This window comes from Rickettsia hoogstraalii, assembly GCF_000825685.1.
Classification (GTDB): domain Bacteria; phylum Pseudomonadota; class Alphaproteobacteria; order Rickettsiales; family Rickettsiaceae; genus Rickettsia; species Rickettsia hoogstraalii.
In genome coordinates, this window is the sequence record NZ_CCXM01000001.1 from 40,733 (window position 1) to 62,648 (window position 21,916).

Consider the following 21,916-nt stretch of genomic DNA (forward strand, 5'->3'; position numbering starts at 1 on the left):
CTTTGTCATACCGCGACTTGATCGCGGTATCTAATTTATTATTTTTAGATCCCGTGATCAAGCCACGGGATGACATCCCAAAGCCTTGGATTCCCACCGTTGCTAAGAATGACATTGTACGCTTTTTTCCGAGCCATGCAACAACGCCTCGCAGGGATGACATAAAGTGAAAATTGTCCGGTACTATAGTTGTGATTACATCTTTACAAGTCGTATCCAAGCTTCCCAGTCACGTTTGCCTAAATCTTCTTCAAACGATAATAAGTCTTTTACCGTCTGCTTACATATTTCTACGGAAGGGGTTATAATCTCTTGTTCTTTTGTGGAATTTAGCAAACATTGTGTTTTACAAGCTTGTTCTAAATGGTAAGTATAAAACATAGCTTCATGAATAGTTTTGCCGCAGGTAATAGCACCGTGATTACGAAGTAACATCACATAATTTTGTTTAAGGTCAGTAACAAGTCTACTACTCTGTTTGTCAGCATCTAGTACTAGAGAATTATAATCATGATATGATATTCTGTCGTAAAAATGTAATGCCCATTGACTGAGCGGTAAAAGCCCGCATTTTAAAGCAGAAACTGCTATGCTTGCGGGAGTATGATAATGAAAAACGGCAGAAATATCAGGGCGTACTTTATAAATGCTACCATGAATAAAGTAACCGGTTTTATTATATTGATATTCTTCCCCTTCTAAAATTTTTCCGTCTAAACTAACTTTTAAAAGATTCTCCGTAGTTACTTCTTCAAACCTTAGTCCAAAAGGATAAATATAGTAAAAATCGGCATTTTTAGGTCTTGCGGATAGATGCGTATAAGTATGATCATCCAAGGATAAATATGCCATTATTCGGTAAGCGGCAGCTAAATTATATTTTATATCCATAATTGTTAAAATCTATATTGGTTTTATGTCATTCTTGCGTGGATGGGTTTTCTATTGTCATCCCTCGACTTGATCGCGGGATCCAGTTAAAAATACTAAAATTATTAGTATTTTTATTGTTTTTTTGGATACCGTGGTCAAGCCACGATATGACACCGAACGGATTTTTGGGTTCACGCAACAATGCCTCCTCGCAATGACGATTCGATGCTATTTAAAGGGAGCGTATACCGTTTCTTCCTCTGTTTCTATAATCGCTTCTTTAGGAGCTTTTATACATTCTTGTAAGGATTTCTTACCTAAATACGGTGCTAGATTATAATTTAATATATAACATTGTAAATTATCTTTCTTACCGCCAAAATTAAATTCAATTTTATTGCCTTGCTCCAATAGCTTTTTAACTTCTGTCGTTTGCTGGATAAAATTCTTTTGTTCTAGGTTTAAGTGTTTGATTCTTAATATATTTTTTACTACGGAAAACGTAGAAACAGCAAGAAGCAGAAGGAATATAAATAATTCTTTATTACTTTGCTTATTTAAGAAAATACTATTTTTAACATATGAAGCTGCAATCATTCCGATAGCTATAACATAACACCCTAGATATCTAAGTAATGATGCTCCTCTAATTGCTTCCTCATAACTAAAATTAAAGAAATATAAATATAATCGCCACAAGGCAAAAATTATAAAACAAGCAAAAATACTTATCAGAAAAAATTTATATTCTTTCAGCAAATCCGGTTTATATTTACGAATTCCGTACCATGATGCTATACAAATAGTATATACAACTAAACTTCCTTCTTTTACTAAGAATAACAAGAGAAATTTACCGTAATTTAGTAATAATGCTCTATGCTGTTCATTAAAATTTTCAACAATATATATTAAATTGCTAAAACTATGTTCGCCTCTGTCAAAAAAATCATGAGTATTTTTAAAATAACTCATCCAAATAAAATTACACAAAATTGGTAAGGTAAGTAGTATCATATATACAATATAATCACTTGATTTTTTAGGTTTCTTATAGAAAATTGTATAATGAGCTATAAGAATTATCGAAGCAAAACTAGCAAACCATGTTCCAATTTCTCGGAAAGAGGCAAGCAATATCGTAATAGGTAAAATAAGCAATAATGCTTTTTTCTTGTCTTCCTCAAGTATATAAATCGTAAAAATAGCTCCGAACATCAAGCCGATAGTACTGTCATTATATATAGAGCGAATTCCGGTTGTATATAATACTACGCTGCAAAGTAAAAGTGAGAACAACACACCGGTTTGCCACAATTTCTTATTTGCGGCTAAAGGAGCTAGAAATGCTAAATGTAATAAGAAATGAGCAAATAATACATTACCGTCCGAATAACCTGAAAATGAAAGCATACAGTAATGATAAACGGCAGCACCTCTTGGATAATGGGCATGAGTAGTAATAATGGAAGTTAATGAAGACTGATTCTCAAAAACACCGAAATATAACAATTCTTTAGTAAATATCCCCCAGTGCGAAAAATCATCATAAGCATGCAGCGATGCCTCTCTTGTATAAAGAAAAAATATGAAGATTAGTAAAGCGAATATGATGATTTCAATTATATTTTTTCTAGATTCCTGCTTCCGAGAGGATGACATGAAGTAGGTATTATTACGTAGATCAAGAAATGCGCGCGGTGTCATACCGTGGCTTGACCACGGGGTCCAAAAATATAACTTAAAAATACTAAATATTTTTAACTGGATCCCGCGATCAAGTCGCGGGATGACAGGAGCGTAGCCAACTCCTGCAACAACGCCTATGAAATGCAGGAATGACCTGAGAGCTAAAAATATACCGATGAAATAACTTACATATGTTGCTGACGGTAATAGCTTTAACATAGCAAAACAATATAAAATCGGTACTAATATGCTGATTGTTACGGGAATAGTGAAGGTCAATTTTGTTTTGAAATATTTGGCAAAAAAAGACGAAAACCCAAAAATGCTTAATATAGGTATTATGATCATATTAATTTGTAAATAATTTTTTGGTCATTGCGTGGACCGGTAAAACCCACTGTGTCAGCTAGTTCGCTTGACCACGGGGTCCATAAAAACAATAAAAAATACTAATAATTTTAGTATTTTTTATTGGATCCCGTGGTCAAGCCACGGGATGAACAGAAGTGAAATTGATCCACGCGGGCAACGCCTACACGGGAATGACATAGAACGAAAATGCCTAGTACTATAGGTATTAATACCCGCTCGCAACAACGCCTTTATCACTCGTGTTTAATCTTAGCTTGTGCTGCGGCGATTCTTGCTATAGGGATACGGTATGGAGAACAAGAAACATAGTTTAAATTCATTCTATGAAAAAATTCTATAGAGGCAGGGTTTCCTGCATGTTCTCCGCAAGCTCCGAGTTTCAAATTAGCATTACTGCTTTTTCCTCGTTTTATAGCAATTTCAATTAATTCTCCTACACCTTCTTCATCTAGAGTAGTAAATGGATCGGATTCAAAAATCTTCTCTTCTAAATAATATGGGAGGAAAGATGCAATATCATCTCTAGAAATTCCGTATGTAGTCTGAGTTAAATCATTAGTCCCAAAACTAAAATAGTCAACTTCCTTAGCTATTTTCTTACTGCCGAGTGCTGCCCTTGGTAGTTCTATCATAGTACCGAGCGTAAAAGAAAATTTATATCTATAACGTTGCTCTAATTCCTCTATTACCTCATAAATATCCATTTTAAGCTTTTTTATTTCACCTACATTGCTAATTAAAGGAATCATTAGTTCTAAATTACATTCTATATGTTCTTTTTTATGTAGCTCAAAAATAGCCGTAAAAATTGCTTCAATTTGCATTTGGTAAATTTCCGGTGAACATATACCAAGTCTACATCCACGGTGACCGAGCATAGGATTTACTTCATGCATAGCATGAAGACGTTGATTAATCATGGATAACGGTAGATTTAAGCTATTTGCCAAATTCTTTTTATCTTCTTCGGTGGTAGGTAAAAACTCATGTAACGGCGGATCAAGTAATCTAATATTTACCGGTTTGTCTTTCATTACTCTAAATAAAGCTTTAAAATCCTCAGTTTGCAGAGGTAATAATTTCTGCACGGCAAGCTTTCTACGTTCTATATCAGGAGCAATAATCATTTCCCTTACTAAAGGAATTTTATTTTTATCAAAAAACATATGTTCGCTACGACACAAACCTATACCTTGAGCCCCAAATTTTATAGATACTAAAGCATCGTTAACTGTTTCGGCATTTGCACGAACTTTTAAGCTACTAATCTCGTCTGCCCAATCTAAAATTAATTTTGATTCCTCACTGAAAGTAGGTTGAATTAACGGCATTTCACCTAAGAAGATTTTGCCGCTACCTCCGTCAATCGTTATAATATCACCTTGTTTAATAACTATGTCGCCTGCTGTTAATATTTGCTTTTTCTCATCTATAGATAAATTACTTGTACCGCAAACACAAGGCTTCCCCATACCTCTTGCCACAACTGCGGCATGTGAAGTCATTCCCCCTCTAATAGTTAAAATACCTGAAGAAACATGCATTCCGTTAATATCCTCAGGGCTAGTATCATGGCGTACTAAAATTACTTTATGATGATGAGATAATTTTTCGGCATCATAAGGTGAGAATACCGCAATACCTGTTGCAGCCCCAGGAGAAGCAGGTAGGCCCTCGGCAATAGAAGTAAGCCCCTTACTGTAATCAATTCTTGTATGTAATAATTGATTTAATGATTCCGGATCGATTTGCATTAAGGCTTGTTCTTTAGAAATAAGCTTTTCTTCTACCATTTGTACGGCAATATTAATAGCAGCGATAGCTGTTCTTTTTGCAGTACGTGTTTGTAAGATATATAGCTTATTATTTTCTATAGTAAATTCTATATCCTGCATATCTAAGTAATGTTCTTCAAGCTTTTTCGCAATTTGTGATAATTCCTTAAACACTTCCGGCATCATTGCTTGCATAGAATTTGAATCATTTGCAATAATAGGCATAGGTGTTCTAGTTCCCGATACTATGTCTTCACCTTGAGCATTTATTAAAAACTCTCCAAAGAGCTTTTTTTCTCCTGTAGAAGGTGATCTAGTAAAAGCAACTCCCGTAGCTGAAGTTTTACCTAAATTACCGAAAACCATTGCTTGGATATTAATAGCCGTACCGAAACCCTCCGAAATATTATTGATTTTTCTATATATAACCGCTCTATTACTCATCCAAGAATGTAGCACCGCTTTAATTGCCGATTCTAACTGTTCATAAGGATCATTAATTAGTTGCTTAGTATACTTAATATGCAACCGTTTGAAATCCTCAATAATTTTTTCTAATAATTCTACGGTAATATCACTATCTTTATGAATATCGGCTTGAATCTTGTGCTTTTCGTAAATTTGTTCAAATAGATCACTAGGTATAGATAATACCGTTGAACCATACATTTCTAGAAATCTTTTGTAACTATCAAGAGCAAATCGTTTATCACCACAGGAATCCGCAAGAGCATTACACACTTCGTTATTCATTCCAAGATTAAGGATAGTATCCATCATTCCAGGCATTGAAACCGTAGAACCCGAACGCACCGATAATAATAGGGGATTGCTTGTGCTGCCGAAAATTTTACCGGTAGTTATTTCAAGTTCGGTGATAGCTTTTTTTAAGTCGTTTTGAAAATTTTTAGGAAAGTTATTATTGTGGGTGTAAAAGTAATTACATAGCTCTGTAGTTATTGTAAAGCCATCAGGAATAGGTAGTTTTAGATTAGACATTTCAGCAAGACCGGCACCTTTGTTACCAAGTACATTCTTCATGCTAGCGTTTCCGTCACTACCATTACTGCCAAAATAATAAATTAATTTTTTCATATCATATATCAAAATTTGCTAACAATTTATGTGTTTAGAAGCATTAAATACATATTTATACAGTATGAAAAAAATAGTAGCAATGTTAAATTAAGAATATCTTTAATAAAATAGTTGAAATTTTAAATTTGTTATTATACTTGTTAATTTAATTATATTCTGTGTACAAAAGTCAAATTTTCAAAAAAAATCTTATTAATTTTTGCTAAAAAATATCTCAAAATAGCAAATCAATTAGAAACTTTCACAGAACTTAATAAGTTAATTGAACTTTTTCTAAATGTTATTGACTAATTTAAGAAAATTGACCATAATTCTAAACGGTCGTGCAGTTGCGTGATGATATAGCAAAGCTATAGATCACGAGGAAAGTCCGGACTCTATAGAGGTATGGTGCCGGTTAACCTCCGGCAGAGTATTATTACTTTAGGGAAAGTACCACAGAAAATATACCGCCGAATTGTACGTAAGTACTCGGTAAGGGTGAAAAGGTACGGTAAGAGCGTACCGGTAAGTTGGTAACAAATTACGCATGGTAAACCCCACCAAGAGCAAGATCAAATAGGCGTTACAGAACTTATCAAGTTCCCGGGTTATCTCTAGCCGGCTTGTAATGCGGGTAGATCGCTTGAGGTAAACGGTAACGTTTATCCTAGATAAATAACTGCAATGAATTTATATTCATACAGAATCCGGCTTATAGACCTTATTGTTATCCCGTGGCTTGACTGGTGTTGCCCGTATGGCTCAAAAAGCATTCTATGTCATTCCCGCGTGGGATTATTGCGTGGATCCATTTCACCTCTGTCATCCCGCGACTTGATCGCGGGATCCAGTTAAAAATACTAAAATTATTAGTATTTTTTATTGTTTTTATGGACCCCGTGGTCAAGCCACGGGGTGACACAGTGGGTTTTACCGATCCACGCAGGAATGACATAAATGTGTTATGCAACAACCTCTGTCAAACCATTGGATGACCTAGAACTTACTATGACACAAATTTAATGAAAAAGTTATATCATTATCCTATTTGTCCTCTTTCAAGACAAGCTCGTGTCTTCTTAAAAGAATTAGACATAGAATTCACTACGATTAAAGAAGATTATTGGCAATTCAATAAAGATTTCTTAAAAATAAATCCTGCCGGAACTTTACCTATTTTAGAAGAGCAATACGGTTTATTTGTAGTAGGTATTTATCCTTTTGTTGAATATCTTAATAGCAAATATCCGAATTTTAATTTTTTAGATGAAGATATTGATATTTGTTGCGAAATTAGACGATTATTCTTTTGGTTTAACGATAAATTTTATCGTGAAGTTACTAAGATTATTATCGATGAAAAAGTTATAAGATCAATTGCTAAAATGAGCAGCCCACGAACCGAGTTTTTACGTGCTGCAAAAAATAATTTAAATTATCACTTAGAATATATAACTTCTTTACTCGAGAAAAGAAGTTATCTTGTATCGGATTCACTAACTATTGCCGATATTGCCGCAAGCTGTCACTTATCGGTACTTGATTATTTCGGTGAGATTTATTGGGATAAATGGACGCTTATCAAACATTGGTATTCACTAATTAAATCAAGACCGGCTTTTAGGTTATTATTACAAGATAGAATCCCTAGTTTTACCCCTCCAAGCTATTATACAGATTTAGATTTTTGAATATATAATTTAATAATTTGATTCTTTCCTTATCATGAGCTTTTAGTATTTTACGAATATTATTAAGAGATTGATTTTTTATGAGTGCAGGCTCATATTCAAGATGAACTCCACTTAAAATAGCTGTCCCGTCACCGCAAGTACATTTTATTATTGCAGGTTTATTATCTTCATAACTTGCTATTATTTCAGTATCTTTAGTATTTTCTGCATCAACAAAATATCCACCACCATTATAAAAAGCATAACAATCCTTAATATTTAAATTAAGTGTTGGATTTATTTTTAGGTAAGCGGCTCTTGCTCCTTTATTTGAATTATAGTAGTAAGGAGCAAGCAATGGTCCTCTAACCGTTCCATTGAAAATCTTTAATTCTCTTTCACCTATAACCTCTATATTTGTTCCTTTAGCAAATTCTAAATAATTGCCGCTATAATAACTACCGGCACATATTCCAAGAAAATTACCGCCATTTTTTAAATAATTTTTTATATTATCATTTCCTTTGCCTTGCAATTTTTGTACATAGTATAAATCTCTTCCACCGAGTAAAATAAGTAATAAGGTGTTTTGAAAACACTTTTCGTCTATAATTTCTTGTGCAGTAATATAATCTACCTCATACTTTGGAGCGTAAAGTTTTAAGGTATGCACGCAATGCTTAATACTTTCTTTTGAAACTCCTAAATCATTATAAATTTTTATTTTCATTTTTATATTATTGACAAGAACATTATATAATTCTATTTAGTGTAATTACTTAAAAATAAATTATGAGGTAATTTTATGCAACTTAATTCAATCTCACTACCGTTAACCAAAAGGCAAGCAATAGAAATAGTTTTAGGAGTGGCATTACTTACTATTTGTTCACAAATATTAATACCTATGAAGCCTATATTTATTTCATTGCAAACCGTTGCAGTGATGTTCATCGGACTTACATATAATAAGACTACAGCACCTTTAACTATACTATCTTACATAACTCTTGGAGCAATGGGAATCCCTGTGTTTGGAGAGTTTTCGAGCGGGTTACGAATATTATTCGGTCCTACCGCAGGATATCTAGCAGGTTTCATAGTTGCCGTATATATTATGGCTAGTTTAAAAGATAAAATTTTTACTTCTAATAAATGGTTAAATCAGATATCTTTATGTTTGATCGGTAATATAATTATTATGAGTTTTGGCTGGATGTGGCTTTCTAAACTTTTAGGACCAAGCGGTGCATTTTACGGTGGTGTATTACCTTTTATAATACCCGGAATAATTAAATCAGGCTTATTAATAGGACTTATCAATGTAGTAAAACCAAAAACTCGATGAACTTCAAAATTTGACTGTAGTGAAATACAAGTATAATATAGATTATAACATATTATGTTATAATCTATATTATCAATATTGTTGTGCAGGTATAAAATGACAAAAAACACTCCAACTATATATACTTAGAAACCAATTTAAGTGAAAAAATTACATTGATAGCTGCAGAATTACATTGTCGTCCAAACGATTTAATTAATGAAGCTGTACGTTTATTTGTCGAGGGACAGGAACGTATTAAACAATTAAAAGCAGAAGATGTTAAACGGCAATCTTTGTTATCTAGGGAACAAAAAAAATTAGAAGAAGAATGGGAAAAAAATCAAGATTACACAGATTGGATTTAATAAATGGACAAAATAGAAATTAAAAAAGGCGACATTGTAGTTTGTGTATTAAGGGAAATTACGGCAAACCTCGTCCTGCTGTTGTTATTCAATCTAACTCGTTAAATAAAACTCTTGCCAGCATATTAGTTTGTCCTATAACAACCTATTTAATAAATACTGCAATTTATCGTCTGCTATTGACTCCTACAGAGTTAAATGGTCTTAAATCACAATCTTGTATTATGGTTGATAAAATTAATGCTATATCAATTGATAAAATCGATACAAAAATTGGCAAACTATCCTTTGACGAAATAATAGAATTGAATAAAGCCTTAAAATATTGCCAAGATTTGGATTAATCGCTAAAAAAGATTTTCTATCCTAATTATTCATGAAAAAAACAGTAACAAATGCTAATGCCGCATTTTCCGGTGCCGACCTGGAAAAATAATATTAAATATGATCTTGAAAATATAGCAAGACTTTTAAAAGCCTTAGATAACCCTCATTTAAGGCTTCCTCCCGTCATACATATAGCAGGTACAAACGGTAAAGGTTCAAGCAGTGCTATGCTTAAAAGCATCTTTACGCTTACCGGTTATAAGGTACATTGCTATACATCTCCTCATTTATTAGAATTTAATGAACGAATCGTAGTAGCAGGTGAGAAAATCTCGGATAATGAATTATGGCAGGTTTGTGAGGAGGTGAGGGTAGCAAGCGAAAAATTTAATATCGAACCTAGCTTCTTTGAAGGTACTACGGCAGCAGCATTTGTAGCATTTGAGAAAACAAAAGCCGATATATTAATTTTAGAGACGGGACTAGGCGGTCGGTTAGACGCAACAAATATAGTAGAACGACCGTTAATTACTTTAATTACACCTATTTCATATGATCACATGCATATGCTGGGTAATACATTACCCCTAATAGCAGTTGAGAAAGCTGGTATTATGAAGCCTTGCGTTCCTTGTGTTATAAGTATGCAAGCTTTGGAAGTTTATGAAACATTATTTGCAAAGGCTGAAGAGTTAGAGGTACCGAGTTTTTGTTATGAATATGATTTCGGTATTAAAAAGACGGACAACGGATTTATTTATTCATCACGAAATTTTAGTTATGAGTTTCCGACTCCTTCGCTACTTGGTGATCATCAATTAATAAATGCTGCAAGCGTTATTGCTTTAATAAGTTTGATAAATAAACAATTTAATATTAGCAACGAAATTATCTCTAAAGGACTGCAAAATACTATTTGGCGGGCTAGAATCGAAAAAATAGAACCGAAAAAATATTCTAAATTAATAGGGGATAATGTTCAAATTTGGGTAGATGCAGCTCATAATAATAGCGGAGCTCAAGTTTTGGCAAATTGGATTCGTGATAACTTAAAATCACCGATATATTTAATACTCGGTATGACTAAAAATAGGAATATCGAGGAGTTTTGCTCCTACTTTAAGGGGTTGACAATTAAAGGTTACGGTGTTAAAGTTTTATCCGAACCACTAAGCCATAGTGCAGAAACAATAAACTTGGAAGGCAGAAAGAGCGGGATTGATTTTAGCGAAAGCGACTCACTCGAAGAAGCGATTAGTGATATAAAGAAGATAAACGGTGATAATAAAGCAAATATTATAATAACCGGATCGCTTTATTTAGCTTCCGATTTTTATAAGTTGTTACGTTAAACGTCATTGCGAGCAGCCATAGGCTGCGTGGCAATCTCATGAAATAGTACTCCTGAGATTGCTTCGTCAAAATTTTCAATTTTTCCTCGCAATGACGTATTGATTCTCGCTATAAATATATAAAACCAACCTAGGAGAAAATAACATGACCTATTGCAACAAATCTAATCAAACCTCATATCCTTTTATCTTACCTGATTTACCTTATGACAAAGAGAGTTTTAAACCACATTTTACTCCCGAGACTTTTGATTATCATCATGGTAAACATCATAATGCTTATGTACAAAATCTAAACAATTTACTCAAAGATAAAGAAGAATTGCAAAAAAAAGATTTAGAAGAAATAATAGAATGGTCATCTCAAAACTCAAATGCGGCTATTTTTAATAACGCAGCCCAAATATGGAATCATACCTTTTTTTGGCATTCAATAAAGCCGCAGGGCGGAGGTAAGCCAAGTGGTAAAATATTAGAACAAATTAATAAAGATTTCGGTAGTTTTGAAGGATTTTGTGAACAGTTTAAGCAAGAGGCAGTAGGGCAGTTCGGTAGCGGCTGGGCATGGCTTGTATATCACGATAATAGGTTACAAATTATAAAAACCGCTAATGCCGGTACACCTATAGCAAACGGTATGAAGCCGCTTCTTGCATGTGATGTATGGGAACATGCTTATTATATTGATTATCGTAACAAACGACCTGATTATGTTGACATATTTATTAAGCATATGATTAACTGGAAGTTTGTAGAAGATAACTTAATAAAATAAAACTATGGCTGATATAAAGGTAAGAAAACATCCTATTATTAATAATCTGAAGCAAGAGTCAAAAACTCCTGTAGTTAATGAGCAATCTGATATATTAGAGGAGTTAGAAGACCTAAAAAAAATTCAAAAGTCTTCTAGCAATCAAACAAAAACATTGCAGGAGTTAGAACAAGCACAGAAAGCTCCTATCGAATATATAGCTTTTAGTGGAGGGGGAGCTAAGGGAGCAATATATTCCGGAGCTTATGAGGCAGCAAAAAAAGCCGGTATTTTAGATAATGTCAAGGCGGTAGCAGGTTCTTCCGCCGGTGCTATAACTGCAGCAGTGGTAGCTCTTGGGACACCGCCTGAGCGATTTGAAGAAATTTCTAAAAATACAAATCTGCAAACATTGCTTGGAAAAAAAGGATTTTCTGCGGGTATAGTACAGTTAAATAAAGACGGTAAACCTTTATATGATTTATTAGAACTTATTATTAAAGAAAATATAGGAAATTTTTTACAGAGATCAGATATAGTAAATGTTAAAGATGATAAAGCTCTTGATGAATTAAGAGAAAGATACAACCAAAAAGACGGTAAAATATATTTTAAGGATATAGCGTTACTGCGAAAATACGATCCAGTGCAGTATAAGGATTTAGTAATTACGGCAACTCAGCAAGAGACAAGCGAACTAACTATTTTCAATAGCTTTGATACGCCAAATATTGAAATTGCTTTAGCTTGCCGTGCTTCTGCTTCTATACCGCTTGTTTTTGAACCGGTAGAAATTGACGGTAAAAAATATGTCGACGGCGGATATAGAGATAATATACCGACAAAATATTTTAAAGGCAATGAACCGGAATTTGATATAAAAGAAGTAACTGATAATATGGAAGAGATTACTTTAGCTAAAAAGCAAGGTAGAATTCTAGCTATGGCTTTTGGTACGGGCATGGAAGCTGATGCAAATATTGCTATATATAGTGCAAAAAAATTTGAAAGCCCAAGTGATATCGTAAAGTTTTTAGCTGATGTATTATTTAAGACTCTTGCAAAAGTAGGAGGAAAATTTAAATATACCGAAACTCTAAGAGAAACTAATGAGCAGTTACGTGAAAATGCTTTAAACATCGTTGTTTTAGATACTGCCGGAATAGATACTTTGGATTTCAAAGAAGCACAAAAATATTCTGATTATTTGCATATTAAAGGATATTGTCAAACTAGAGAACATTTGAATAATCATGACCTTGGCAAAGAAGCAGATAAAACATTTGACCATCAAAAATTTCTACTAAATGTTTATGAAGTTTATGATAATAAAAATCTACATAAAACATTTGGAACTAAATTATTAGAAATGTTTATTCCGTCAAAAGAAAATAATACTTCTAAATGGCAAGAAGGAATTATTGAAAATCATGATGATAAAGCAAAAATGCTATTATCATTTTGTAAAACCGGAGCATTAAACGAAAAAGAATTAAATGAAAAGCTTAAAGAATATGTAATTATTGCTGCAACTAGTCGTAATAATACATTAAAAGCCGATACAAACTCATTGAAAGCTTTGCTATATACCTTAAACGATCCTGCTGCTTCAAGTAAAATAAAAGATAGTTTCATTGAGGTACTTGGAATAGATAAAAATAAAGATGTACGATTTGATAAAACTAAAACCTTTGATGAAAATATTGCTAAGTTTAAATTTACTAAACAAGATTTAGAAAGCTTTATAACTAAAAGTAAAAGTGAAGCACCAAAAATTCAAAGCAAACATAGTGTAGCCAGAAGTCATGCAAGTAGGGGGTAATTATCGTCATTGCGAGCAGCCGTAGGCTGCGTGGCAATCTCATCAAATATCCTGAGATTGCTTCGTCAATTACTTCGTAATTTCCTCGCAATGACGGAAAATCAATCTACGCAACAATATCCGCTCGCAATGACAACTACTAAAAAAATGAATATCGGTAAATTTAAACTAATTGTTTTTGATGAAATAGACAGTACAAGCTCTGAGGCTATGAGAACTGCTAAAAGCGGAATAGTTGATTCAAACTATGCAGTACTTGCTAAATCTCAAACCAAAGCACGAGGAAGAAGCGGTAAAAACTGGCAGTCTAGGGTAGGTAACTTACATGTAAGTTTACTAATAAAGCCTGATAAAGAGCTAGAATTATTACCGCAATTATCTTTTGTTACAGCACTTGCCGTTTATGAGAGTATAACCTCTTTATGTCATCCCGATAGTTCCCTATGTCATTACCGCCCCTTATGTCATTACCGCGAAAGCGGGAATCCAAAAAAATTTTTAAAAGAAATGGATTCCCGCCTACGCGGGAATGACATAATTGGTAGAGGTGACATAAGGCTAAAATGGCCCAATGATGTTTTAGTTAACGGTCGGAAAATTGCCGGTATACTTCTTGAATCCGTTAAAGTAGAAAATAATTATTACCTTATTATCGGTATAGGGATTAATATCACCTACCACCCTGATAATATTGATCAGCCTACTACTTGTTTAGTGAGCGAAAATCTACCGCCTATAGAGCCGCAAGCTTTACTTGAAAAATTAATAGAGAATTTTGAAAAATATTATCAAATTTGGCATAATAACGGTTTTTCTTTTATTAGAAAAAAGTGGTTAGAACATGCTTATAAGTTACATGAAAATATTAGCGTTAAATATCAAAATGATATAGTAACCGGTCTTTTTAAAGATATAGATAGTACCGGCAGAATAATATTGCAACTACCTTCCAAAAAAATAATCTCTTTTTCCACTGCCGAACTTTTCTTTTAGCAAAAATATTACTAAATTTAAATTGTAGATTTAATTTTTGTTAACTTCTACTTAAGCTCCAATTTAACAAGGTAATATTAATATGCCCCAAGAGAAGTACTCCAAACTCTAGGTCTCAAGCATTTTTACAAAATGCATATGAGCAATTAAACGAATTTAAAAAACTTTCTTCTGATAATATCCGTACATTAATGCAAGATTTCCACAAAACCGAAAAAACTTTTAAATGTGCCTTATTTACCGGTAATAATAACGCATGTGAAGGATTATTAGAACTATATGACGCAGCAATAAAAAAAATTCCTAAGTATGAACTTCAAAATATAAATATAACACAATTGAGAGATATTATGGTCTTAGTCGGAAGAGAACTTAAGAATGAAAAATGTATGAATACCTCCTTATTGTCAGTAAAAATTAATGAAAAATTTTTTGAACCGAGTGTTGTTGCTCATGTAAAAGCTATTGAAATATGTCAAAAGCAAAATAGCAACAATCCTTTCGCAGTTAACGAGGATAAAATTATCGACGATTTTAATCTCACTCTTGATAGACTCCCATGTATATATGTACCAATAAAATATTCAAAACTTGTATGCTTAATGGACGACGAAAATGAGGTTAAAATAATAGCCTCAGAAGATAGCTGGTATAATATATTACAGGAATATGGATTATGAAAGAAACTCTTATTTCAGCTCAAAAATTTATACAACTAACTCCTGAGTATTTATATAAAAAAGGTAAAGAATCTTATCAGCAGGCTTTAGTGGAAGAAGTAATTTTTACACAACAAAAATTATATACAAACGCTATATTATATTTTCAAGGTGCTATGTTTTTAGGAAGCGAAGATGCTTGTGCATATTTATCTGAATTTTATAAAAATGGAAATCATCTTGGAATTAATAATGAACGACTAAGTAATTTAATAAAAATTGTAGCTAATATAGGAAAATTTTTACATTACAGTAAATTAACAAATTCTATGTGTTTAAAAGATTTTGGAATATCCGATTATTCTGAACTTATGGAACTAGCTATAATAGAAAAGGGATATATGAATGCAGTGCAGGGGGAATGGCATAAAATTCCCGTTCCTGAATATTTGAGCCTGACTAACTTAAAAACAATTATACAGGAGTTTAATAGCGAGTTACCGCCTGAATATCAATTAATTACCGATAGAAAGTATTTTTGAACATAAAGAAGAAATAAGAAAAGAAGAAATCAATAAAGAAGTAAATGAATTTACTCATCTAACCCAATCTCAACCTATAACTCCAGAACCAATAGAAGAATATAGAGAGAATACTAAGCACGATTATTCTACACTACTCGGGGCAGGAAACTGTACCATATCTTAAAAAAATAAAGGAATGAAATTTAATGATAAAAAAGAAAAATAAACAAATAGAAAAGAAACTACTAACTTCTTTGAAATGTTACAAGAAGCATTATCAGATTATTTACAAAATGTTGAAATGCCTCTTACAAATTCAGGAAGCAATATACTAATAATAACAAACGATAATATAGACATTATAATTGAATTGCATAAAGAATTAAAAGAGGCGTTAGTTTGTGGTCAAGGAGATGCAGCTTACTATTTTGCTCAGTTTTATTATAATGGCTGGTTGGTAGAAAAAAATTATACTAAAGGAGATTTTATCCTAGAAATAGGAAAGAAACTTGATTCTATTAAATGTACAAATACTTCCTATAAAAGTGATAATGCTTTATCAGAAGAGTTTAAAAAATTAACTACCGTTTGTGCTAATTCTATTTTAAATACCAAAGGTATATATCAAATGGGCATTAATGATATAATGAAAAGTAATGCTGAATTTGCTTTCAATAAACATCTAATGAATACTAATTTAACAGATATACTCTGTATTCCGGAATCAACATTTTCGCCTATCTCTACTGTTTCAGCACCACTGCCAAATACTAATATTAACCACACTACTAAAACACAAGATACTAATGGCGAAATAAAACGCTCAACTAGTTATATCCCTTCAAGCTCTATCATTCATGAAGCACCAAACGACCAAATTCTAACACTTGGTCAAGACAACTATTATAACAAACATGATAGCAGTGGATGTACTTGTTTAACAATGTAATATATTTGTGGTATATATCTTGAAAAACAATAAAATCTTTTATCTATCACCGGTAAATCAGTTGTTTAAGGAAGGTTTAAGACAACAAGAAATGTTTTTTGCTTTTCACGATAAATGGCCTTCCTATACTAAAAAAGCAGTTAATTTATTGTTTGAGTCGGCAGTAGAAAATTTAACCTGTGCGATGTTACTTGGTGAAGAAGAGACGATATTGCCTCTATCTCAGCTTTATTATAGTGGTACTATTTACGATATTTTACCGGATTTAGTTTTTGGTGATTATATTATTTTAATAGGTCAAAAACTTGGATATAAATCATGCCAAAATATTTCTTTAAGAATGATTACTAATACTAAATGTTTAGAAAAACAGCTAGATAGTATCGCTATTACTATTACTTCTAATATGTTATTTTATCATCGTCATTTTAAATACATAGGTGATGAGATTAAAAAAAATTTATTAAAGACTGCAATGAGCAATTTGATAAAGCATGGCATTTTTGTAAAATTGAATATTCCTATTCAACATTATTATCTTTTGAAATGCCGGAAGAAGAAGCCGAAAAACTTGAAGAAGTACCTTTGATGGGTACAAAATCTACTGATGATAGTAAATGTTTGATATCTTGAATGTTTTTTCTATGTCTAGTTTTTTCGTCATTGCGAAGAAAAATTGAAAATTTTGACGAAGCAATCTCAGGATATTTGATGAGATTGCCACGCAGCCTATGGCTGCTCGCAATGACGATTTAATGCCTTGCAGTAATGACATACAACACCCACCTCTTAGTGCTAGCATTTTTTCAGTTATATTATCTTAATGCACCGAGTGATTAAGTCATGGGGTGACAACGGAAAATAGGTAATAAATATATGAAAAAAGTAATCTACAGCAATCAAACTTTCGATAATATGGAAATAAAGTCCGTAACCGATAATGAGGTAGTAATTATCGGCTATGCGAGTGTTTATAATATTGCCGATCATCATAACGATTTAATTTCTAAAGGGGCTTTTGCAAATGCTTCTCATCATAACGTAAAATTTCTTTGGCAACATGACAGTAAAAAACCTATAGGAATTATTACTCATTTGGCTGAAGATGACCACGGTTTAAAAATGGAAGCGATGATAAATAATAAAGTCAAAGCAGGAGTAGAAGCGATAGAGCTAATAAAGCAAGGAGCAATAGATGGATTATCTATAGGCTTTTATATAAAAAACTCGGTTTATAATGATGCAAGGCAGAGAGTAATTACCGAAGCAGAGCTTTTAGAGATAAGTATTGTTACTTTTCCAGCTAATCAAAGTGCTAAAATCTTATATATCACTAAAGGGCAAGAAATAGAATATAACGATAAAATCAATGAGTTAGAAGAAAAACTATATAATATGCAAAATATTTTAGAAAGACCAAATAGTGTAAATATAGAAGAACAGGAACAGAAAACAGCTTTCATTAATTATGTACGTAAAGGCGAAGATTAATGAGCTTATGTAAAAGTCATCCCTAAATAGTAGTACTGAAGCAGGTGGCGTTTTAATATTACAGACTTTATATAACAGTATCATCACCGAAATAAATGCTAGATCGCCAATGAGGGGACTTGCTTCGATTGAAACGATTTCTACGAATGCCCTTGATATAATAAGCGAGGACGGTAAATTTAGTAGTGGCTGGATTGGAGAGGTAGAAGCAAGGGAAGAGACCACTGCAGCGAAGTTAAAGCAACAGCGTATTTTTGTTCATGAGCTATATGCACAGCCGAAAGCTAGCCAAGCACTACTTGATGATGCAACTATTAGGGTTGAAAATTGGTTGGGTGAAAGATTGCGTGATAGTTTCGTTAAAATGGAAAATAATACGTTTATAAACGGTGACGGCATAAAAAAACCTAGAGGTATTTTATCGCCTGACCATGATAAAATCGAAAAAGTTAAGATGGGTAATAAAATTACCGCCGATGGGTTACTTGACTTTATAAATTATATGAGTATTGCCATTGAAGAGGTAATTACAAAGCTTGCGAATTTTGTTTATTGTTTTCAAATTAAGCTAACTAGCGGTGAGGAATTAAACTTAACAAATAATGATCATGCTATAAAAAGTGAAGAGAGAGTTTTTTTACCAAATTCCGGTTTAGATTTAAAAGAAGCAGAATTTAACGATTCCGCACAAAACCATATAATCATTGAAGGTATTTTTGAAGAAAACGGCATCACGACGGCAATGGATTTAAATAATTCTATTGTTAAAATAATAATATATACTGACAAGCTTTTTGAGCATTTCGTTACATATTATTGCACTTTATATACAAAATATGATTTAAACTTTAAAATACATTTAAAACCCGAAACGGTAAAATATAATCAACAGTAAAGTTCTAAGTAATTTCGGTGATTTGATTATATTAGAGGATATTATACCGGATGCTGCCAAAGATGCCGAGGAAGTAAAAATTATTGCCGGATGTGATAAAAATTTTATAAGCTGTTGCAATAAATTTAATAATGCTATAAATTTTAGGGGCGAACCGCTAATACCAAAAAAAGATTTTATAAATTTAGTATAATCAATGAAACAAAGTTTTATAAAACTAGTATATGCAGAGCTAAAGAATATAATAAATATGAAAAGCTCCAAACAACAGAAAAAAAAAGAAACGCAATTAATTGATTATTTTAAAATAGTTGAAAGTAATATATTATATACATTTCAAAAAATAAAAAAGGAATATGAAAGAGACTAAACGTTTTTTTAACAAAAATAATAGATTAAATAAAGGTTATGCTAAGACTTTTAGTGTCAATGAGCCTGATAATAATTTTTACCGTAAAAAATTTGAACATATATTACCGCCAATTGATTTAATCAGTGAGTATGAGAGTATTTATCCCGGTACTTTACAGGAATTAATGCATATGGCACAAAAAGAACAGGCTCATAAGCATGCTATAGACCTAAAAAACTTGAAAATACAGGAAAGAGTCGCTAAATTAACACGAATCTGTTTATTAATATTTGGAATTTGCCTTGTAGTTTCAATTTTTTTTTAAACTTTCTAAATAAAATTAAAGATAAAATATTTTATTTACTTGTAATTTTAAATAAAATAAGTTAAATGCAATATATATTTATTTATAAACATAATACGGAGAAATTTTATTTCTAAAAATAATTTTCCTAAGGCTAATAGAGAAATCAGAGCTAGAGAAGTTCGTCTAGTAGGCAAAAACGGCGAAATGCACGGTGTCGTAAATATTAGAGAAGCATTAGATATGGCGGAAAGAGCCGGTCTTGACTTAGTCGAGATATCACCGAATGCTGTACCCCCTGTCTGTAAAATTCTAGATTTTGGTAAGTTTAAGTATGAAAGCAAAAAGCGTTTGCATGAAGCACGCAAAAAGCAAAAAATCGTCGTACTTAAAGAAATGAAATTCAAACCTAACATTAGTATAGGTGATTTTGAAACTAAACTACGAAAAATAAAAGAATTTTTGAAAGACGGTGATAAGGTAAAAATTTCTTTATGGTTTAAGGGGCGAGAGATTCTTCATAAAGAAGTCGGTCAAGAACTATTTAAACGTATAGAAGTAGGGCTCGAAGGACTCGTTAAAATCGATCAGCATGCTAAAATGGAAGGTAAGCAGATGATAATGATAGTTAGCCCTGATATTAAGGTGTGATAGCTACTCAAATCGTTATGAGCTACGTGGCTGTGTTGTTACATGAATCGGTAAAACCGACTCGATGTCATCCCCGCGTAGGCGGGGATCCAGAAAAATAACTTCAATATTAATATAGAAGTTACATATTTGATAAAACAAACATATAAAAAACTTGTTTTTTATATGTTTTACTGGATTCCGCCTACGCGGGAATGACATAAAATGAGCCATACAACAACGCCTCCTCGCAATGACGTTAAGAACAACAATAATAAAAAATCAAATCTAAATAAGTTATGCCGATTAAAATTTTAATGCCTGCTTTATCTCCAACTATGACGGAAGGAAATCTAGCTAGGTGGTTAAAAAAAGAAGGGGATAAAGTTAATCCCGGGGAAGTAATTGCCGAAATTGAAACCGATAAAGCAACGATGGAAGTAGAAGCAGTAGACGAAGGTATACTTGCCAAAATAGTTATCCCACAAAATAGTCAAAATGTACCTGTTAACTCTTTAATTGCCGTATTAAGTGAAGAAGGAGAAGAAAAAGCGGACATTGATGCGTTTATTGCAAAAAATAATAATGTATCACCGTCTGTAAATGTAGAAGAACAGGGGCAGCTAAATTCACAAAGCTTCAGACAAGATGAATTTAAGGACGAGTCTGCACAGCGTACATTAGTACGTGAGCACAGACGAGTTCCACAAAATTCGCTTGTATCAAGCTTTGTGAATTTAGCTGTAAATAGTAAAATATTCGCCTCACCACTAGCAAAAAGACTTGCAAAAATGGGAAATATTAGACTTGAGAGCGTGAAAGGTAGCGGTCCGCACGGTAGAATAGTCAAACAAGATATCTTATCATATACTCCTAACATTGTTCATAATAAAATAGTTAGTAGAAATCCTGAAGAATATCGTTTAGTATCAAATAATAATATCCGCAAGATTATAGCTAAGCGTCTGCTTGAATCTAAACAAACAGTACCACATTTTTATTTATCTATAGAATGTAATGTCGATAAATTGTTAGATATAAGAGAAGACATTAATAAATCTTTTTCTGAAGATAAATCAACAAGGATATCGGTTAATGATTTTATTATTTTAGCAGTAGCCAAAGCTTTACAAGAAGTACCAAATGCCAATGCTAGCTGGGGAGAAGATGCAATTAGGTATTACAATAATGTCGATATTTCAGTAGCGGTAGCGATTGAGAACGGGCTTGTTACGCCGATAGTTAAAAATGCCAATCAAAAAAACATTATAGAGCTATCTCGTGAAATGAAAGAATTAATAAAGAAAGCAAAAGATAGTAAATTAACCCCTGAAGAATTTCAGGGCGGAGGGTTTACCATTTCTAACCTCGGTATGTACGGTATTAAGAATTTCAATGCTATAATTAACCCGCCACAAAGTTGTATAATGGGCGTCGGAGCTAGTGCAAAACGTGCTATAGTCAAGAATGATCAAGTAACTATAGCAACAATTATGGACGTAACTCTTTCTGCCGATCACCGAGTAGTAGACGGAGCAGTCGGTGCTGAGTTTTTGGCAGCACTTAAGAAGTTTATAGAAAGTCCTGCTTTGATGCTGATATAAATGGTCATTGCGAGGAGGCATACCTAAACCGTCATTGCGAGCAGCCGTAGGCTGCGTGGCAATCTCATGAAGCAGTACAAAATTCCTGAGATTGCCACGTCAA

The 21,916-nt window shown here is 32.7% G+C and carries 26 protein-coding genes, 1 other RNA gene and 2 pseudogenes; 24 read left to right on the forward strand and 5 right to left on the reverse strand.

All coding sequences use genetic code 11. The features are described from left to right. Positions 1–195: 195 nt before the first annotated feature. Together BN1174_RS00225 and BN1174_RS13270 are read right to left on the reverse strand one after the other, a co-directional pair. Positions 196–891, reverse strand: coding sequence for a class II aldolase/adducin family protein (locus BN1174_RS00225; protein ID WP_040255646.1), 696 nt, complete (start codon positions 889–891; stop codon positions 196–198). 210 nt (positions 892–1,101) lie between these two features. Next, complete coding sequence (locus tag BN1174_RS13270) at positions 1,102–2,781, reverse strand: hypothetical protein (RefSeq protein ID WP_331370570.1); 1,680 nt, start codon at positions 2,779–2,781, stop codon at positions 1,102–1,104. A gap of 28 nt (positions 2,782–2,809) precedes the next feature. Between BN1174_RS13270 and BN1174_RS12485 the strand changes: the two genes are divergently transcribed. After that, on the forward strand, positions 2,810–2,926 hold the full coding sequence (locus BN1174_RS12485; RefSeq protein ID WP_156138404.1) for a pyruvate phosphate dikinase: 117 nt from the start codon (positions 2,810–2,812) through the stop codon (positions 2,924–2,926). A 241-nt stretch (positions 2,927–3,167) separates the two neighbouring features. Here BN1174_RS12485 and ppdK read toward each other — a convergent pair whose 3' ends face one another. After that, entirely contained in the window at positions 3,168–5,804 is a 2,637-nt protein-coding gene (ppdK, locus tag BN1174_RS00235; RefSeq protein ID WP_040255650.1) for a pyruvate, phosphate dikinase, read from the reverse strand. A gap of 316 nt (positions 5,805–6,120) precedes the next feature. On the opposite strand from ppdK, the gene rnpB reads away from it, so the two are divergent. From rnpB to BN1174_RS00240, 3 genes are all read left to right on the forward strand, one after another. Then, positions 6,121–6,520, forward strand: an RNA gene (gene rnpB, locus BN1174_RS07985) — RNase P RNA component class A. Positions 6,521–6,565: 45 nt separating this feature from the next. Next, a complete protein-coding gene (locus BN1174_RS10465; protein WP_082022233.1) occupies positions 6,566–6,784 on the forward strand; it encodes a hypothetical protein in 219 nt (72 codons plus the stop codon). Positions 6,785–6,811: 27 nt separating this feature from the next. Then, positions 6,812–7,480, forward strand: a complete 669-nt coding sequence (locus tag BN1174_RS00240; protein WP_040255652.1) for a glutathione S-transferase family protein — start codon at positions 6,812–6,814, stop codon at positions 7,478–7,480. Here the strand turns inward: BN1174_RS00240 and BN1174_RS00245 are convergent. Next, on the reverse strand, positions 7,443–8,192 hold the full coding sequence (locus BN1174_RS00245) for a BPL-N domain-containing protein (RefSeq protein ID WP_040255653.1): 750 nt from the start codon (positions 8,190–8,192) through the stop codon (positions 7,443–7,445). The genes BN1174_RS00240 and BN1174_RS00245 overlap by 38 nt on opposite strands. A gap of 75 nt (positions 8,193–8,267) precedes the next feature. On the opposite strand from BN1174_RS00245, the gene BN1174_RS00250 reads away from it, so the two are divergent. The 19 genes and pseudogenes from BN1174_RS00250 to infC all read left to right on the forward strand — a co-directional run bounded on the left by BN1174_RS00250 (position 8,268) and on the right by infC (position 20,230). After that, a complete protein-coding gene (locus BN1174_RS00250) occupies positions 8,268–8,810 on the forward strand; it encodes a biotin transporter BioY (RefSeq protein ID WP_040255655.1) in 543 nt (180 codons plus the stop codon). Positions 8,811–8,965: 155 nt separating this feature from the next. Continuing rightward, positions 8,966–9,157 carry a hypothetical protein gene (locus BN1174_RS00255; RefSeq protein WP_040255657.1) on the forward strand — a complete coding sequence of 64 codons (192 nt, stop codon included), beginning with the start codon at positions 8,966–8,968 and terminating at the stop codon, positions 9,155–9,157. Positions 9,158–9,198: 41 nt separating this feature from the next. Then, positions 9,199–9,501 carry a type II toxin-antitoxin system PemK/MazF family toxin gene (locus tag BN1174_RS00260; protein WP_197062012.1) on the forward strand — a complete coding sequence of 101 codons (303 nt, stop codon included), beginning with the start codon at positions 9,199–9,201 and terminating at the stop codon, positions 9,499–9,501. A gap of 51 nt (positions 9,502–9,552) precedes the next feature. Continuing rightward, positions 9,553–10,836: a folylpolyglutamate synthase/dihydrofolate synthase family protein gene (locus BN1174_RS00265; protein WP_040255659.1), complete on the forward strand. Its 1,284-nt coding sequence runs from the start codon at positions 9,553–9,555 to the stop codon at positions 10,834–10,836. A 145-nt stretch (positions 10,837–10,981) separates the two neighbouring features. After that, positions 10,982–11,611 carry a superoxide dismutase gene (locus BN1174_RS00270; RefSeq protein WP_040255661.1) on the forward strand — a complete coding sequence of 210 codons (630 nt, stop codon included), beginning with the start codon at positions 10,982–10,984 and terminating at the stop codon, positions 11,609–11,611. A gap of 4 nt (positions 11,612–11,615) precedes the next feature. Beyond that, positions 11,616–13,412, forward strand: coding sequence for a patatin-like phospholipase family protein (locus tag BN1174_RS00275; RefSeq protein WP_040255663.1), 1,797 nt, complete (start codon positions 11,616–11,618; stop codon positions 13,410–13,412). 147 nt (positions 13,413–13,559) lie between these two features. Then, positions 13,560–14,405: a biotin--[acetyl-CoA-carboxylase] ligase gene (locus BN1174_RS00280; protein ID WP_156138555.1), complete on the forward strand. Its 846-nt coding sequence runs from the start codon at positions 13,560–13,562 to the stop codon at positions 14,403–14,405. 191 nt (positions 14,406–14,596) lie between these two features. Further along, positions 14,597–15,085 carry a hypothetical protein gene (locus BN1174_RS07685; protein WP_231555685.1) on the forward strand — a complete coding sequence of 163 codons (489 nt, stop codon included), beginning with the start codon at positions 14,597–14,599 and terminating at the stop codon, positions 15,083–15,085. Beyond that, positions 15,082–15,606, forward strand: a complete 525-nt coding sequence (locus tag BN1174_RS00295) for a hypothetical protein (RefSeq protein ID WP_040255665.1) — start codon at positions 15,082–15,084, stop codon at positions 15,604–15,606. The genes BN1174_RS07685 and BN1174_RS00295 overlap by 4 nt, the downstream gene beginning before the upstream one ends. Positions 15,607–15,847: 241 nt before the next feature. After that, entirely contained in the window at positions 15,848–16,537 is a 690-nt protein-coding gene (locus BN1174_RS00300) for a hypothetical protein (protein ID WP_052454699.1), read from the forward strand. A gap of 19 nt (positions 16,538–16,556) precedes the next feature. Continuing rightward, entirely contained in the window at positions 16,557–17,126 is a 570-nt protein-coding gene (locus BN1174_RS11140; RefSeq protein WP_231555686.1) for a hypothetical protein, read from the forward strand. Positions 17,127–17,200: 74 nt separating this feature from the next. Further along, positions 17,201–17,293 (forward strand): RND transporter, encoded by a 93-nt coding sequence (locus tag BN1174_RS10470; protein ID WP_231555687.1) that lies wholly within the window; start codon positions 17,201–17,203, stop codon positions 17,291–17,293. 120 nt (positions 17,294–17,413) lie between these two features. After that, positions 17,414–18,028 carry an HK97 family phage prohead protease gene (locus tag BN1174_RS11145; protein ID WP_231555688.1) on the forward strand — a complete coding sequence of 205 codons (615 nt, stop codon included), beginning with the start codon at positions 17,414–17,416 and terminating at the stop codon, positions 18,026–18,028. A 79-nt stretch (positions 18,029–18,107) separates the two neighbouring features. Continuing rightward, a pseudogene (locus BN1174_RS11150) lies at positions 18,108–18,473 on the forward strand (phage major capsid protein); the annotation flags it as partial. Positions 18,474–18,530: 57 nt separating this feature from the next. Next, positions 18,531–18,758: pseudogene (locus tag BN1174_RS10475) on the forward strand (baseplate hub domain-containing protein); the annotation flags it as partial. Positions 18,759–18,945: 187 nt separating this feature from the next. Beyond that, positions 18,946–19,116 carry a phage BR0599 family protein gene (locus BN1174_RS08090; RefSeq protein WP_082022234.1) on the forward strand — a complete coding sequence of 57 codons (171 nt, stop codon included), beginning with the start codon at positions 18,946–18,948 and terminating at the stop codon, positions 19,114–19,116. Positions 19,117–19,119: 3 nt separating this feature from the next. After that, the gene (locus BN1174_RS10480; RefSeq protein WP_197062014.1) at positions 19,120–19,293 is read left to right on the forward strand and encodes a hypothetical protein; all 174 of its coding nucleotides are present in this window, start codon (positions 19,120–19,122) and stop codon (positions 19,291–19,293) included. Then, entirely contained in the window at positions 19,280–19,600 is a 321-nt protein-coding gene (locus BN1174_RS00320) for a DUF2335 domain-containing protein (RefSeq protein WP_040255667.1), read from the forward strand. Before BN1174_RS10480 ends, BN1174_RS00320 begins: the two co-directional genes overlap by 14 nt. A 144-nt stretch (positions 19,601–19,744) precedes the next feature. Beyond that, positions 19,745–20,230, forward strand: a complete 486-nt coding sequence (infC, locus tag BN1174_RS00325) for a translation initiation factor IF-3 (protein ID WP_231555859.1) — start codon at positions 19,745–19,747, stop codon at positions 20,228–20,230. 15 nt (positions 20,231–20,245) lie between these two features. Here the strand turns inward: infC and BN1174_RS09440 are convergent, their stop codons facing one another. Next, a complete protein-coding gene (locus BN1174_RS09440; protein ID WP_156138407.1) occupies positions 20,246–20,431 on the reverse strand; it encodes a hypothetical protein in 186 nt (61 codons plus the stop codon). A 77-nt stretch (positions 20,432–20,508) separates the two neighbouring features. On the opposite strand from BN1174_RS09440, the gene BN1174_RS00330 reads away from it, so the two are divergent. Then, positions 20,509–21,813 (forward strand): pyruvate dehydrogenase complex dihydrolipoamide acetyltransferase, encoded by a 1,305-nt coding sequence (locus BN1174_RS00330; protein ID WP_040255671.1) that lies wholly within the window; start codon positions 20,509–20,511, stop codon positions 21,811–21,813. Positions 21,814–21,916: the final 103 nt, after the last annotated feature.

Coding starts and splice junctions, on each gene's coding strand:
- BN1174_RS00300 (WP_052454699.1), top strand. CDS start 15,848: ATGTTACAAGAAGCATTATCAGATTATTTACAAAATGTTGAAATGCCT.
- BN1174_RS10465 (WP_082022233.1), top strand. CDS start 6,566: ATGTCATTCCCGCGTGGGATTATTGCGTGGATCCATTTCACCTCTGTC.
- BN1174_RS00225 (WP_040255646.1), bottom strand. CDS start 891: ATGGATATAAAATATAATTTAGCTGCCGCTTACCGAATAATGGCATAT.
- BN1174_RS12485 (WP_156138404.1), top strand. CDS start 2,810: ATGCTGATTGTTACGGGAATAGTGAAGGTCAATTTTGTTTTGAAATAT.
- BN1174_RS00245 (WP_040255653.1), bottom strand. CDS start 8,192: ATGAAAATAAAAATTTATAATGATTTAGGAGTTTCAAAAGAAAGTATT.
- BN1174_RS13270 (WP_331370570.1), bottom strand. CDS start 2,781: ATGTTAAAGCTATTACCGTCAGCAACATATGTAAGTTATTTCATCGGT.
- BN1174_RS00270 (WP_040255661.1), top strand. CDS start 10,982: ATGACCTATTGCAACAAATCTAATCAAACCTCATATCCTTTTATCTTA.
- BN1174_RS00265 (WP_040255659.1), top strand. CDS start 9,553: ATGCTAATGCCGCATTTTCCGGTGCCGACCTGGAAAAATAATATTAAA.
- BN1174_RS00320 (WP_040255667.1), top strand. CDS start 19,280: ATGAAAGAGACTAAACGTTTTTTTAACAAAAATAATAGATTAAATAAA.
- BN1174_RS00330 (WP_040255671.1), top strand. CDS start 20,509: ATGCCGATTAAAATTTTAATGCCTGCTTTATCTCCAACTATGACGGAA.
- BN1174_RS00240 (WP_040255652.1), top strand. CDS start 6,812: ATGAAAAAGTTATATCATTATCCTATTTGTCCTCTTTCAAGACAAGCT.
- BN1174_RS11145 (WP_231555688.1), top strand. CDS start 17,414: ATGAAAAAAGTAATCTACAGCAATCAAACTTTCGATAATATGGAAATA.
- BN1174_RS00280 (WP_156138555.1), top strand. CDS start 13,560: ATGAATATCGGTAAATTTAAACTAATTGTTTTTGATGAAATAGACAGT.
- BN1174_RS09440 (WP_156138407.1), bottom strand. CDS start 20,431: ATGTCATTCCCGCGTAGGCGGAATCCAGTAAAACATATAAAAAACAAG.
- BN1174_RS00295 (WP_040255665.1), top strand. CDS start 15,082: ATGAAAGAAACTCTTATTTCAGCTCAAAAATTTATACAACTAACTCCT.
- ppdK (WP_040255650.1), bottom strand. CDS start 5,804: ATGAAAAAATTAATTTATTATTTTGGCAGTAATGGTAGTGACGGAAAC.
- BN1174_RS00275 (WP_040255663.1), top strand. CDS start 11,616: ATGGCTGATATAAAGGTAAGAAAACATCCTATTATTAATAATCTGAAG.
- BN1174_RS07685 (WP_231555685.1), top strand. CDS start 14,597: ATGCAAGATTTCCACAAAACCGAAAAAACTTTTAAATGTGCCTTATTT.
- BN1174_RS10480 (WP_197062014.1), top strand. CDS start 19,120: ATGAAACAAAGTTTTATAAAACTAGTATATGCAGAGCTAAAGAATATA.
- BN1174_RS00250 (WP_040255655.1), top strand. CDS start 8,268: ATGCAACTTAATTCAATCTCACTACCGTTAACCAAAAGGCAAGCAATA.